At 63.8% G+C, this 13,850-nt stretch carries 13 protein-coding genes and 1 tRNA gene; 8 read left to right on the top strand and 6 right to left on the bottom strand.

All coding sequences use genetic code 11. The features are described 5' to 3' along the window. Positions 1-84 precede the first annotated feature (84 nt). Both dacB (JGU72_RS05650) and dacB (JGU72_RS05645) read left to right on the top strand, forming a co-directional pair. On the top strand, positions 85-1,656 hold the full coding sequence (dacB, locus tag JGU72_RS05650; RefSeq protein ID WP_233531123.1) for a D-alanyl-D-alanine carboxypeptidase/D-alanyl-D-alanine endopeptidase: 1,572 nt from the start codon (positions 85-87) through the stop codon (positions 1,654-1,656). Next, complete coding sequence (dacB, locus tag JGU72_RS05645; RefSeq protein WP_199682711.1) at positions 1,653-3,248, top strand: D-alanyl-D-alanine carboxypeptidase/D-alanyl-D-alanine endopeptidase; 1,596 nt, start codon at positions 1,653-1,655, stop codon at positions 3,246-3,248. The genes dacB (JGU72_RS05650) and dacB (JGU72_RS05645) overlap by 4 nt, the downstream gene beginning before the upstream one ends. A gap of 1 nt (position 3,249) precedes the next feature. On the opposite strand, the gene JGU72_RS05640 is transcribed toward dacB (JGU72_RS05645), so the two are convergent. Beyond that, positions 3,250-3,322 (bottom strand) — tRNA-Arg (locus tag JGU72_RS05640). Positions 3,323-3,644: 322 nt separating this feature from the next. After that, entirely contained in the window at positions 3,645-4,127 is a 483-nt protein-coding gene (locus JGU72_RS05635) for a MarR family winged helix-turn-helix transcriptional regulator (RefSeq protein WP_199682710.1), read from the bottom strand. A gap of 331 nt (positions 4,128-4,458) precedes the next feature. Between JGU72_RS05635 and JGU72_RS05630 the strand changes: the two genes are divergently transcribed. Next, positions 4,459-5,937, top strand: a complete 1,479-nt coding sequence (locus tag JGU72_RS05630; protein ID WP_199682709.1) for a sugar porter family MFS transporter — start codon at positions 4,459-4,461, stop codon at positions 5,935-5,937. Positions 5,938-5,979: 42 nt separating this feature from the next. On the opposite strand, the gene JGU72_RS05625 is transcribed toward JGU72_RS05630, so the two are convergent. Beyond that, positions 5,980-7,500, bottom strand: a complete 1,521-nt coding sequence (locus JGU72_RS05625; RefSeq protein ID WP_199682708.1) for an MFS transporter — start codon at positions 7,498-7,500, stop codon at positions 5,980-5,982. 90 nt (positions 7,501-7,590) lie between these two features. On the opposite strand from JGU72_RS05625, the gene JGU72_RS05620 reads away from it, so the two are divergent. Further along, positions 7,591-8,106: a TetR/AcrR family transcriptional regulator gene (locus JGU72_RS05620; protein WP_199682707.1), complete on the top strand. Its 516-nt coding sequence runs from the start codon at positions 7,591-7,593 to the stop codon at positions 8,104-8,106. Between the two features lie 157 nt (positions 8,107-8,263). Next, positions 8,264-9,529, top strand: coding sequence for a lipase family protein (locus tag JGU72_RS05615; protein ID WP_199682706.1), 1,266 nt, complete (start codon positions 8,264-8,266; stop codon positions 9,527-9,529). Position 9,530: 1 nt separating this feature from the next. Here the strand turns inward: JGU72_RS05615 and JGU72_RS05610 are convergent, their stop codons facing one another. Beyond that, positions 9,531-9,761, bottom strand: a complete 231-nt coding sequence (locus JGU72_RS05610; RefSeq protein ID WP_199682705.1) for an RNA polymerase sigma factor sigma-70 region 4 domain-containing protein — start codon at positions 9,759-9,761, stop codon at positions 9,531-9,533. A 188-nt stretch (positions 9,762-9,949) separates the two neighbouring features. On the opposite strand from JGU72_RS05610, the gene JGU72_RS05605 reads away from it, so the two are divergent. Further along, on the top strand, positions 9,950-10,834 hold the full coding sequence (locus tag JGU72_RS05605) for a M23 family metallopeptidase (RefSeq protein ID WP_233531119.1): 885 nt from the start codon (positions 9,950-9,952) through the stop codon (positions 10,832-10,834). Positions 10,835-10,837: 3 nt separating this feature from the next. On the opposite strand, the gene JGU72_RS05600 is transcribed toward JGU72_RS05605, so the two are convergent. Then, the gene (locus tag JGU72_RS05600) at positions 10,838-11,236 is read right to left on the bottom strand and encodes a hypothetical protein (protein WP_199682704.1); all 399 of its coding nucleotides are present in this window, start codon (positions 11,234-11,236) and stop codon (positions 10,838-10,840) included. A gap of 86 nt (positions 11,237-11,322) precedes the next feature. Here JGU72_RS05600 and JGU72_RS05595 point away from each other — a divergent pair, with 86 nt between their 5' ends. Then, positions 11,323-12,531, top strand: a complete 1,209-nt coding sequence (locus JGU72_RS05595) for an acyl-CoA dehydrogenase family protein (protein WP_199682703.1) — start codon at positions 11,323-11,325, stop codon at positions 12,529-12,531. Then, complete coding sequence (locus tag JGU72_RS05590; protein ID WP_199682702.1) at positions 12,528-13,286, top strand: SDR family oxidoreductase; 759 nt, start codon at positions 12,528-12,530, stop codon at positions 13,284-13,286. The genes JGU72_RS05595 and JGU72_RS05590 overlap by 4 nt, the downstream gene beginning before the upstream one ends. Positions 13,287-13,290: 4 nt before the next feature. Here JGU72_RS05590 and JGU72_RS05585 read toward each other — a convergent pair whose 3' ends face one another. Further along, positions 13,291-13,848 (bottom strand): hypothetical protein, encoded by a 558-nt coding sequence (locus JGU72_RS05585; RefSeq protein ID WP_199682701.1) that lies wholly within the window; start codon positions 13,846-13,848, stop codon positions 13,291-13,293. Between the last annotated feature and the right edge of the window lie 2 nt (positions 13,849-13,850).

Raw genomic sequence — 13,850 nt, 5'->3', positions numbered from 1 at the left:
CAATGAGCGTAATCCGGTCATGGCGTGCGCACGTCCAGCATGCGAGTATCGATCTTGCCGTGCTCGGCCCACAGAGGAGCTTTCATGAAGACTCTCCGCTCCGCCGTACTTCTGACGGTTCTCGCCGTTGCCGCAGCAGCCTGTTCGGATTCCGATTCGGGGTCGTCGGGAAATGTGCCTGATGCGGCCCGCGAGATCATGGCGAAACCGAATTATTCGACGGCGCGATGGATCTATTACGTCGTCGACGCCGAATCCGGCGAGGTCCTGCTCGAGAACCGTCCGGACGAGATGATCTACACGGGCTCGACCGCAAAGAACTTCACGGTCGGGTCCGTGTACGAAACCCTCGGCCCCGAAACGACACTCACGACACCGATCTACGCGACCGCACCGGTTGCCGACGGAGTTGTGCCGGGAGACGTAGTTCTCGTCGCGTCGGGCGACTTCGTCCTCGGCGGCCGTGGCGGAATCGAAGGCAAAGTCGAGCACACCTTCTACCAGGACACGGTCGACCACGTCTACGCGAACATCGCACCGAATGCCAGGCCGACGTCGGATGTCGGAGATCCGCTCGCGGGACTGAACGATCTCGCGCAGCAGGTCAAGGCGAGCGGAGTGAACCGGATCGACGGTGACGTTCTCATCGACACCCGCTTGTTCGAGACCTACTCGGGCGGCGACGGCGGCGTGACGCCGATCTTCGTCAACGACAACCTGCTGGACGTGACCGTCACCGCGGGTAGCCCTGCGACGATCGTCGTGTCCCCGCAGACAAGTGCGTATTCCGTTGTCTCACAGGTCGATACGGTTGCTGCCGATGAGGACTCGTCGTTGTCCGTCGAGCCGGATCCGACTGACCCGACCAAGCTGATCGTCAGTGGCTCGATTGCCGAGGGTAAGTCGCAGCTCACCACGTACCAGGTGCCCGACCCGGCGGACTGGGCGCGGGTGCTGTTGATCGAGGCACTCGGTCGCGCGGGCGTGAGCGTCGGTGCGCCTCCGAACCGGCCGAACAACGAAGGTGCGCTGCCCGCGCCCGCTGCGTTCACCGATGACCGGAAGCTGGCGTCGCTGCAGTCACCGCCCCTGTCGGCGATGGGCGCGATGATTCTGGAGACGAGTTACAACGCGGGTGCCAACGACTTCCTCTGTTTGCTCGCCGTCGAGCGCGGGTCGACCGATTGCGCAGCCGGGCTCGAGACGATCTACGACCTCGCAGGCAAAGCCGGTTTGGATACGACGGCCGTCTTCCTCACCGACGGCCAAGGTGGCGATCCGGCGTCGACGACGCCCCGGCAGATGACGAAGTGGGTGCAGTGGGCGAAGGCCCAGCCGTGGGGTCAGGCGTTCTTCGACGGTCAGCCGGTATTGGGCGAAAGTGGCTCCTTGGCTCCCTACGGTGGCGACAGCCCGGCCAAGGGCAAAGTGGCGGCCAAGGCCGGCACAGGTGTGGCGTTGAACCCGGTGAACGGTCGGCTGCTCTCGAACGTGCAGAGCCTCGCCGGTTACATCACGCTCGACGACGGGACCCTGCTTGCATTCGATCTCGCAATGGGTGGCGCGACGTTCGACGAATTGTACGACGGACTCGTTCAGGCCGGCGGTGATCTGGCAGGCGTCGCGGCAGCGTTTCAGGAGGGGCTCGGATCATGAAGATCATCGCAGCGGGCGTTGCCGCACTCATGACGGTCGCCGTTGCCGGCTGTGGCAGCGACTCGTCTTCACAGCCCGATCCGCTCGTCATCCCCGATGACATCCTCGCCATCATGGACGGCCCGCGATATCAGAATTCGACGTGGAGTCTGGTCGTCCGGGACGTCGAGACGGACGAGATCTTCTACGAATTGAATGCGGACAGAATGTCTTTGACGGGTTCGACCCGCAAACTGTTCTCGGTGGGGTTGGCGCTCGACGCCTTGGGCGCGGACCATCGCATCGCGACGCCGGTACGCCGAGTCGGCGAGGTCGATCCTGCCGGTGCTCTACAGGGTGACCTGGTACTCGTCGGTTCGGGTGACCTGACCTTCGGCGGTCGGCGGGTCGATGCAAACACCGTGCAGTACACCGATTTCGACCATAACGACGCCAACGCCCTTGGGTCCGCGATCTTGACCCCGCAGGACCCCTTGTATGCACTCGATGAGTTGGCTCGTCAGGTTGCGGCGTCCGGAATCAGGTCGGTGAACGGCAACGTCGTCGTCGATGATCAGCTGTTCGATCCGTACCGGGTACCCAACGGAAACTTGCTGATCACACCGATCATCGTCAACGAGAGTATGATCGATGTGACGGTGACGCCCGCGGAGACGGGGCAACCGGCTGTGGTCGAATACCGTCCTCGGACAGCGGCTTTCACGGTCGGCGGACAGGTGAACACCGCCGAGCCGGCTGTCGTTTCACTGTCGGGCAACGGCCGGATCGAATGCATCGGAGCGCCCGGTTGCGCGGGCGAAGTGAGCGGTACCCTGCCAGTCGGGTACAAGGCGCCCTTGACGCAAAGCGGTTCGTTCGTAGGAACTTTCAGGGTGGAGGATCCTGCGTCGTTCGCAAGAATTGCGTTCATCGAGGCGCTACAGCGACACGGCGTCACGGTCTCGGCCCCGATGCTCACGACCAATCCCGCTGAGCTGGCGTCGTCGGACGGGACGCAGGTCGCTTCGTACGAGTCGGCACCCTTTGCGCAGCAGGCCAATCTGGTGCTGAAGGTCAGCCTGAACCTGGGCGCCAACCTGAGTCTCAGCCTGTTCGGGCTCACGCAGGGCGCGCGGACGATCGAATCGGCGCTCGCTGCCGAACGTGAAACGCTGACAACGGAATTCGGCATCGACGGAGCGCAATTCGACTTCCCGACCAACGGCAGCGGCACGCCGGACAGCCGGGCAACGCCACACGCCATCGTCGGATTGCTCGACAAGATGGCCGACACTCCCGTCGCCGAGCAGTTCCGCTCGGCGCTGCCGGTGCTCGGCGAGAACGGGTCGCTCGCAACGAGCGGTCGAGACCTTCCCGGTCGCGGCAACGTGTTCGCCAAGCCGGGCACCACACTGATGCCGGGCGCCGACGGCGAGACAATCGAACTCAAAGCCCAGAACCTTGCCGGCTACATCGAAACCAAGAGCGGCAGAACCGTTGCGTACGCGCTGATGCTCAACGACGGTGGAACGGTCACCGACATCGCTGCCGACGTCGGCGCGGTCTTCGAAGACGAAGCCCGGATCTCGAGCCTGATCTACGAGAAGTTGTAAGTGCCCTCGGCAGGATTCGAACCTGCGACCTACCCTTTAGGAGAGGGTTGCTCTATCCCCTGAGCTACGAGGGCCTCGGTGCACCGGGGTGCTGTGTGAGTGTAGCGGCCGACCTCACGCCTATGCGATTCTGCGCCTGGCACCCCGCCGAGCAGGTGGTTGTGGGGGTGGCTTGTCGGGCGATGCTCAGCCAAGGGCCTGCTCGGCGGAGCGACTCGGCGGAGGCGGGGTTTGTTCGTGAAATAGTCCGTACAGACTGCGCATTCTGTACGTAAGTTGCTGCGAAGAAGGGCGCTGGGGGCGGACCCGCGCCCCTGCCCGCCGAGTAGGTGGTTGTGGGGGTGGCTTCTCGGGTGATGTTCAGCCAGGGGCCTGCTCGCCGAGGCAACGCGGACATTAAGACCCGCTGCGCACCTTGTCATAGCGACTGGCCAACCGCTTCGAGGTGTTGAGCGAAGTCAGCGCCCGGTGGAGGTCGTCGCGCTCGGCTGGGTCGAGGTCGGCGAAGACGTCGTCCTGAACGGCGTTGATGATGCGATCGAGCTCGGGAAGCGTGACGCGGCCCTTGTCGGTGAGCGTGATGACGTAGCGGCGACGGTCAGAGGGATGGCGCTCTCGAACTGCCAAACCGTGCTGCTCGAGGTCGTCGAGGGTGGTCACCATCGTCGCCGGATCGATCCGCAGACAATTGCCGATATCTACTTGGGACATTTCGCCACGGTCGGCGAGCGCTTGCAGGATGCTGTAGTGCCGAAGCCGTAAGCCAAGGCCGATCAGGCGTTCGTCGGCCATCCGGAAGGCGACCTGCCCGAGTTTGAGGAGTAGGCAGACGGTGTGCTCGGAGGTCGAGCCCGGCACCAGTTGCGTGTCGTCGAGCAAGAACGCTCCTCGAGTCTGTGGACAGTAGAGCCAAGTATGACCAACGTATTGACATCTAGCAAGTTTTGTCGAGTCGTGCGCAAAGCCAATGGTTTGCCACCTCGACCACATTCGCAACGTTGCGACGGGGCGCCGGCCTCGGCTCCCTGAATGCACGGCGGAACCGCCAAGAAGTGTTGCGGGGGAAGCGATCGGCGTGTCGCGATGCGACGCGAAAACTCGTTTGATTCAAAAGTTGATCAAAGAGGTATATTCCATTTGATTGTGACTCGGATCACAACTCGTGACCCAGGTCTCGTACGCAAGGTCGTTCTGAAAGGAAGGGCTTGATATGAGCGAGCATGGTGCCATCCCCGACGAACCGTCGATCTTCGACGACGATGAGGAAGCAACCGGTCACGGCGTTGTCCGCATCGCGTCCGTAGCGGCACTCGGCGGTTTGTTGTTCGGCTACGACAGCGCAGTTATCAACGGTGCGGTCTCTGCAATCGAGGACAACTACGACATCCACGGTCAAGCACTGGGCTTTGCCGTCGCAGCGGTGCTGCTGGGCGCCGCCGCCGGAGCCATGAGCGCGGGTCGGTTCGCCGACCGCTTCGGCCGGCTCTTCGTGATGAAGGTCGCGTCGGTCCTCTTCTTGATCAGCGCCTTCGGTGCCGGTCTGGTCGACAACCTGTGGTTGTTCATCTTGTTCCGAGTCATCGGCGGTGCCGGCGTCGGAATTGCGTCCGTCATCGCACCTGCCTACATCGCGGAAATCTCGCCCGCCCGGATCCGCGGCAGGCTCGGATCGCTGCAGCAACTCGCGATCGTGTCGGGCATCTTTCTGTCGCTGCTGATCGACTTCCTGCTCGCGCAGGCAGCCGGTGGTTCGAAGGAGGAACTGTGGCTCGGCCTGGAGGCCTGGCGCTGGATGTTCATCGTGATGGCGGTGCCCGCAGTCGCCTACGGTCTGCTGGCCCTGACTATCCCCGAGTCGCCACGCTATCTTGTTGCACGCCACAAGATCCCGGAAGCTCGCAAGGTGTTGACCGCGCTGCTCGGCGAGCGGAACCTCGAGATAAAGATCAACCGCATCCGGGAGACGCTGAAGCGCGAAAAGCCACCGTCATGGGGTGACTTGCGGGCGCCAGGCGGCACGTTCTTGCTCCCGATCGTCTGGGTCGGCGTTCTGCTGTCGGTGTTCCAGCAGGCCGTGGGTATCAACGTGATCTTCTACTACTCCAACGTGCTGTGGGAGGCGGTCGGATTCAGCGAGGACGGCTCCTTCGTCATCACGGTCATCACATCGATCGTGAACGTCGCGACGACGATCATCGCCATTGCGCTCGTGGACAAAATCGGCCGAAAACCGCTGTTGCTCATCGGCTCTGCGGGTATGACGGTGACGCTCGCGACCATGGCAATCATCTTCCAGACCGCGTCGCTGGATGCCGATGGAAAGCCGGAGTTGACCGGTGTGACGGGTCCGATCGCGTTGATAGCGGCGAATCTCTTCGTCGTCGCATTCGGTATGTCGTGGGGCCCGGTCGTGTGGGTGCTGCTCGGCGAGATGTTCCCGAACCGCATCAGGGCTGCGGCACTCTCGCTCGCCGCCGCCGCGCAGTGGGTTGCGAACTGGGTCATCACAGTCAGCTTCCCCGAGCTGAAGGACATTTCGCTCGGGTTGGCGTACGGCATCTACGGCGTCAGCGCACTGCTCTCGTTCCTGTTCGTCATGAGATTCGTGCGAGAAACCAAGGGCGTGACACTCGAGGACATGCACGACGATCTGGCGCCACTGCCGACGCCACCCGCCGTTCCGCATTAGCTGTAGCTGTGCGCGCCTATGGGCGCGCACAGCTACGTTTGGCTACTTCGAGCGCAGCATGCGCATGACCAGTACTGCGTTGGCCACGAGCAACAGCCCGGTCGCGATTGCAGCGATATGGATGCCGCTCACGAAGCCAAGGTGCGCCGATTCGAGCAGTGCGCTGTGCACGCCCGCAGGCGCCGACTGAGCGACTGCCACCGCACCGCCGAGAGTTTCGCGTGCGGCGGCGGCATGGACATCCGCGAGGCCGGTCAGGTCCAGTCCATCGCGGAATATGCGCAACACCACGGAACCGAGCACGGCGACGCCGAGTGCGATGCCGAGTTCGTACGCCGTTTCGGAAACAGCCGAGGCCGCTCCCGCACGCGCCGGTTCCACGGAGCTGACGACGATGTCCGACGTCAACGTCAGTGCGATACCGACACCCGCGCCGACGAGCGTGAAGGCAACCATGAACACCGCGATGCCACTCGTCGTCTGCAGCAACACCATCGCGCCCGAGCCGATCGCGCCGACGACCAGGCCGGTCGCCAGGACGTCACGCGTCTTCCACCTACGCACGAGCCATGCGGCGATCAAGGCGGTCACCATGCTCGCGCTCATGCCTGGCAGCATCAGCAAACCGGCCTCGAGCGGCGACTTGCCCAGCACCGATTGCAGGTACTGCGATCCGAAGAACAAGACGCCTGCGAGCGCGAACACCGACATCAGGTTCGTGAGGACAGCCGTCGAGAAGCGCTTGTTTGCAAACAGGTCGAGGTCCAGAAGCGGGTCCGCCAAGCGACGCTGCCGCCTGATGAACAACACGCCGACTGCGATACCCGCCAGCCCTATGACGACCGCCTCGGCGTCCAGGCCGTGCACGGCGATCTCCTTGACGGCGTAAACGATCGGCACGATCGCGATCATCGACTGCGCGGCGCTGATCAGGTCGAATCGACCGGGATTGCTGTCCTTGTGCTCCGGGATCAAGAACGGACCCGCGGCGACCAGGGCAATCATGACGGGCACGTTGATGAGAAAGACCGAGCCCCACCAGAAGTGCTCCAGCAGCCAGCCGCCGATCAGCGGACCGGCCGCGGCGCCACCGCCGGCCATCGCGCTCCACACGCCGATGGCAGTGGTGCGCTGGCCCGAGTCGCGGAAGATCGCGCGGATCAGGCCGAGGGTCGCCGGCATCAGGGTTGCGCCGGAGATGCCCTGCAGCACGCGCGCGGCGATCAACATTTCCGGGTTCACCGACCACGCGGCGATGGCCGATGCAACGCCGAAGCCCGCGGCACCCCACAGCAGCAGGCGGCGCCTACCTATGCGGTCGCCCAGTGTGCCCATCGTGACGAGCAGGCCCGCGAGCACGAACGAGTAGACGTCGATGACCCACAGCAACTGCGTGCTGCTCGGTTGGAGATCCGCGCTGATGGCGGGGAGTGCGAGGTCGAGGACCGTTGCGTCGACAGAAATAAGCAGCACTGCGAGCGACAACGCAATCAACGCGATCCACTCTCGGCGGGAGGCGCGCACGTTCTCGTCCGCTCCCTTTGTGCCGACCGTGATCGTCATGAACCTCTCCTGAGTTAGTTCGCTTTACCGTCCAGCCGGTACAGTAGCTTCAGGCTAGCACTTAACCGTCCAGCCGGTAAAGTGATTTAGATGTCAGTCAGCACACGTGACCGCATCCTCGACGCGCTCGAGGCCCTGATGCTGGACGGTGGGCTCTCACAGATCACCCTCGAGGCGGTCGCGGCGAAGGCTGGTGTGTCGAAGGGCGGATTGCTCTATCACTTTCCGAGCAAAGAGGACCTGTTCGCGGGAATGGCGCGCCGCATGGGGGATCGCTACGAGCAGCAGTTCACCGAAGTCGGTGGGTCGGTCGCCGAGTGGTACCTGCGCACCGCGGACGATCCCGAAGAAGCCGCGCTGTATCGCTCGCTGATCGCTGTCCTGCGCAGTGTCGACGGCAGCGAGGGGCTCGTGCAACGCGCCGTCATCGATTCGATGGCCGTGTACAACGAGGCCCTACAGGCCGAGATCGGCGACCCGGTCCAAGCCGAAATCGTCCGACTCGTGGGCGACGGTGTCTTTCTCGCCGGGCTGCTCGGCATGCCGGCTCCCGAACCCGAACTGTACGCAAAAGTGGTCGAACGCCTGCTCGGCCGCGGTGAATGAGTAGCGCCGTATAACGGCCAGATCACTATTCGCGCTCATGTCCGCATTGGTCGGTTGGTTAAAGACCTGAAGTCCAATTACCCTGCGTACAGGTTGCAATATTGTCCGAGAATTGCTTTGATGACCCGGCAAATCGGCGGGGCGGGGAATGGGAGCTATGGCAGAGGCGCGTGCGAAGATTCGGACATCGATCAGATTCTCGACGCGAAAAGCTCTCGGTAGTTTCTGTGTTGCGACGGGACTAGCGGTCGCCCTGCTGCTCAGTGGATTGACGGCTGCGACCGTCGCGGCGCAACCGCTGTACCCGACACCTGATCCCGATCCGTTCTACGCGCAGCCCGCCGATATCGCGAGCACTTCTCCCGGTGACGTCATCGACCACCGGCCGATGCCGCCGTTGCCGCTCTTCCCGGCAACGACCATTCATCAGATCAAGTTCAGGTCAACCAACTCCGAGGGCCTGCCGATAGCAGCGACAACACTCGTCATGCTGCCGGACCGGCGCACCCCCGACGGACCACTGCTCTCCTACCAGCACATCATCAACGGTCTGGCCACTCGATGCGCGCCGTCGCGAGCGCTCTACACCGATGATCAGACGGTTGTCGTGCGGGAAGCTCCGGCGCTCAATATCGCGTTGCAACGTGGCTGGGCGGTCGCGCTGCCGGACCATCTCGGTCCGACCGCGGCGTACGGTGCCGCAAAGCTCGGCGGTCAGATCACGCTCGACGCGATCCGGGCAATCCAGCGCTTACCGGAACTCGCCCTCACACGCAGCCCGATCGGGATGGCCGGCTACTCGGGCGGCGGAATGGCGACAGCCTGGGCGGCCGCGCTCGCGCCGACCTACGCACCCGAACTCAACATCGTCGGCGTCGCAGAAGGCGGCGTACCGATGAACCTCGTCAAAATGGCCAGAGGACTCGGCGACCAACCGCATCCCGTTTTCGGCCTTGCGCTGGCGGCGGCAATCGGCCTCGAACGCGAATACCCCGACCGCTTTCCGATCAGCGATCAGATGAATGCGCGGGGATTGGCGTTGCGCAACTCGGTCGCGAACGGGTGCACGAATGAAATCCTGGCGTTCGGAGCAGGGCACAGTGTTGTGGAACTTGCGTCGTCGATGAGTTTCGCGTCGAATCCACTGGCGTGGGAAGTGGGCGACGAGAACAGTGTCGAGCTTTATCCAGGTGTTCCGACCGCGCCGATATTCGAATGGCATGCGCCGCAGGATGCACTGATTCCCGTCGATTCGATCGTCGCGACCGTGAACCGCTATTGCGCCGCCGGAGCGCGGGTGCAGTCGGAGCTGTTCCCGAGCCCCGACCACTTGACGACCGCCGTGCTCGGCGCACCCGCTGCGTTGAACTACCTCGATCAGCGCTTCCAGGGAATCCCGGCGCCGAGCAACTGCCCGCGCTGAGCTACCGCTCGATGTGGGCGCACATCCGGTGCGCCGCGTCGTGCAGTGCGGCGAGGACGTCGGACGCGTCGAGCGCGAGTTCGGCTCCGATGGACTCGGCGTTCTGGGCCCGGTAGAAGGCCATCGCCAAGGCGACGCGCTCGGCCGTCGGTAAGTCGGCGAGGGCTTCGATGACGAGCCGTCGCTCAGGTCTACCGGGCACCTGCACAGTGCCGCGTGCACTGCCGACCACGACATTCTTTCCACGCGAGAAAAACTCTTGGACCCCTCATCTTTGCGCGGTAGCGCTGTCGCCAAAAGTCACCCCGGGGTGGGTAATTCACCACCCTGGGGTGCACGCGCGATGCTCCGGCGACCCACCGGGTTCGGGCGAAGAGGTTGCGGAACGATCACGGAGTTGTATTCTTCTACTCGTTCTATATGGATTTGTTACTTATGTCCGGCCGACCTATCGAGGACAGAGCATTGTCGCAGCAAGCCGCCAGTACGAAGATGCATTCAGTCTCGATCCTCGCGCGCGAGGGCGTGACCAGTACATCTCCTGATCGCGGGCGACATAGGGTCGAGCCACGGACCATCGACAGCAAGGCTGTCGTCGCGACGGTCGCCGTCGCCGCCGGCGCACTGCTCGCCACCGGATATCAAGTTGGTAACCCCACGACCGCGAACGCGGCCGAAGACGGCTCGGATCAGTACGACATCGCAACGCCGGTCGCCAATCCGATGCCGCCGGAATTGCAGTCGATCGCCGCTATGCCGGGTGTTCCCGAGTTGGCACAGCAATTGCTGCCGATCGCCCAGGCTCCCGGGCTGCCCCAGTTGCCGCCGGAGATCACAGGCGCGATCGAACAGATCAACCAGTGGGGCGAGGACATCGCCAACCAGTTCCTCCCGCACGCGCCGGTCGTCCGTCCCGTCAACGGCGTGATCACCTCGGGCTACGGTGCGCGATGGGGTGCGATGCACTACGGCCTCGACTTCGCCGATTCGATCGGTACGCCGATCAGTGCCGTCTCCAACGGAACCGTCATCGAGGCGGGGCCCGCATCCGGGTTCGGTCTGTGGGTGCGGGTTCGCCACGACGACGGCACGGTCTCCGTCTACGGCCATGTCAACGACATCACGACGTTCGTCGGCAAGCGGGTCAATGCCGGCGAGACGATCGCGACCGTGGGCAACCGTGGCTACTCGACCGGACCGCACCTGCACCTCGAGATCTGGGACCCGAACGGGCAGAAGGTCGATCCTGCCCGCTGGCTCCTCCAGAAGGGTGTGTCCCTCGGTCTCGGTGCGTCGAACGCCTGACCGCTACTCCGGCCAGTCGCCGTAGTCGGGTGCCGCGTCACCCGGCTGTGACGGTGGCAGCGTCAGCGTCATGCTGGCGAGGTCGGCTCCTCGGATCGTGAGCTTGTCCGCCCATTGCGGGTACGGGCCGTTGTGGCCGCGCACTGTTTCGGTATGTACTTCACTCAGTTGCACCCGACGCCATTGGCGCAGCTCGTGCTCGTAGAACCACCACTGCTCGGTCAAGCTGGCAAGACCCCGGTCGAGGACGACTCCCACTGCCGCATCCCGGTCGCCGGCGTCGGCGATGTGGCCGCCGAATACCGTCAGCGCTCGCCACGGTCCGCTACCGTGTGCGGGCTCGACGAAGCCGACCAACTCGTTGTCGGCGCTTCTGTGGACCGGTTGTCTTCGGGTGGTCATTGCCATTCCTCTCTGTGTAGTCGTCCAGCATCCCGGTCGGCGGCGGTCGGCTTCAAGCGGTTTTCCGGCGCGGCTACGCTCGCCCTATGGACTTCGCCTTATCTCCCAAGGCCGCAGATCTTCATCGTCGCGTTGCCGACTTCATCGCCGCCGAGATCGAACCGATCGAGCACGGGTACCACGCCGAGCTCCTCGGGCTCGACAACCCGTGGCAGGTGCTCCCTGTCATCGAGGAGCTGAAGGCAAAGGCGCGCGAGCAGGGGCTGTGGAATCTGTTTCTGCCGGGGACGCTGTCGAATTCGGATTACGCGCCGCTGGCTGAGCTCATGGGCAGGTCGTTCATCGCGCCCGAGATTTTCAACTGCAATGCGCCCGATACCGGAAACGCTGAGGTGTTGGTGCACTACGGCAGCCAACAGCAGAAGGACGAGTGGCTCGCGCCGCTGCTCGAGGGCAAGATCAGGTCGGCGTTCGGGATGACCGAGCCGGGCGTCGCGTCGTCGGACGCGACGAACATGGAATCGACTGTGATGCTCGACGGCGACACGGTGGTGATCAACGGCCGCAAGTGGTTCTCGACGGGCATCGGGCATCCGAATTGCCGTTTCATCATTTTCATGGGGCTGACGGACGCGAACGCCCACCGGCACCAACGGCACTCGATGGTCATCGTTCCGGTGGATGCGCCAGGTGTGAGTGTCGAGCGGATGCTTCCCGTGTTCGGCCTGTTCGACCCGCCCTACGGGCACGGTGAAGTCAGTTTCACCGACGTCCGGGTGCCGGCGGAGAACGTCATTGCGGGTCCGGGGCGCGGTTTCGAGATCGCACAGGGCAGGCTCGGGCCCGGCCGGATTCATCACTGCATGCGGTTGATCGGGTTGTCGGAGAAGGCGCTCGAACTGGCGTGTACCCGCGCCTCGACGCGGACCGCTTTCGGCAAACCGCTCGCCAACCTCGGCGGCAATAGGGAGCGAATTGCCAAGGCGCGCATCGCGATCGAGCAGGCGCGACTGTTGGTGCACTACACCGCGTGGCTGTTGGACACGCACGGCATTGCGGGTGCCATTTCGCAGGTCTCGCAGATCAAGGCCGCCGTCCCCGTCATGGCGCAGGAAGTAGTCGACATGGCCATTCAAATTCACGGCGGCGCAGGTCTCACCGACGATTTCCCGTTGGCTGCGGCCTACGCGGGCGCCCGCTCGCTGCGACTGGCAGACGGTCCGGACGAGGTGCACCTCGGCGTCGTCGCGCGAATCGAACTTGCCAAATACAAAACTGCGGGAGACGCCAAGTGAGCAGACCGGAACGCCGCAACATCCTCATCACCGGCGCGAGTTCGGGACTCGGTGAGGGCATGGCGCGTTTGTTCGCTGCGAAGGGCCGAAACCTGGCGCTGTGCGCGCGGCGGACCGATCGGCTGGAAGCGCTGGCTGCCGAACTGCGCGCGGCACACCCTGACATCACTGTCTTCGTGGCCAAGCTGGACGTCAACGACCACGACGCCGTCTTCCGCGTGTTCGACGAGGCCGCGGCAGCGCTCGGCGGTCTGGATCGCGTGATTGCGAACGCGGGCCTCGGCAAAGGTCAGCCGATCGGCACCGGAAAGTTTGCGGCGAACAAGCAGACGGCGGACACCAACTTCATCGGCCTGCTTGCCCAGTGCGAAGCGGCGATGACGATCTTCCGCGAGCAAAACGCTGGTCACCTCGTGGTCGTCTCGTCGGTCAGCGCGGTGCGCGGCGGGCGCGGCAACATCACGACCTACGCGGCGTCCAAAGCTGCGGCTTCCCACCTTGCAGAAGGCATTCGCATCGACGTTTTGAACAAGCCGATCACGGTGACCACGCTGCTGCCGGGTTACATCGAATCGGAGATGACCGCCAAATCCGGAAAGACGCCGTTGCTGGCGTCGGCCGAGAAGGGCCACCGGGCCCTCGTGAGCGCGATCGAGAAGGAACCCGCGACCGCGTACGTCCCGTGGTGGCCGTGGACGCCATTGTCCAACGTCATGCGCGTCAGCCCATTGTGGTTACTGCGAAAGCTGAGCTGAGCGCTCAGCTGTCCGTGCTGTCGATGTGCCAGTTCTTCTGCAGCGCAAACGAAATGCGCGTCGGGACGTAGAGTGGCACGTTCTTCATTTTGGCGAGCGCGACGATGTCCATGATTTGCTGGCGCTTGTTGAACTCGTAGGCGTTGCGGTATTGCGCATCGACAGGCGGGATCACGACGAGGACGTCCGACTGCTTGTGCCCGTCGACGGCACTCGTCAGAGCGAACGACCACAGTTCGCGTCGGCCCTTGTCGTCGACCACAGCCGCCGCGGTGATCCGCTCGACCTGATTCCAGAGCAGGACACGCTTGTGCAGCAGCTTCCGGACGACGATCCGGGATTCGTCGAGAACGATCGAGAACGACGCGCGGAGCGCGACGATGATAGTTATGGCGAGAACGAGCCCGATCAGAATCGCGGTCACGACTCGGCCGTAGCCGAACGCGGCGACGATCGCATAACCGATCACCAGGCCCACGACGAGGCCGCACGCCACGTAGACGATTGTCCGCAGCGCGTTCGTGGATCCGGCGCGCACCCGAAGTGGAATTGGATCGACCATGG

The sequence above is a fragment of the Antrihabitans auranticaus genome (assembly GCF_016481275.1).
GTDB lineage: Bacteria > Actinomycetota > Actinomycetes > Mycobacteriales > Mycobacteriaceae > Antrihabitans.
This window is presented reverse-complemented; position numbering and strand designations above follow the sequence as displayed.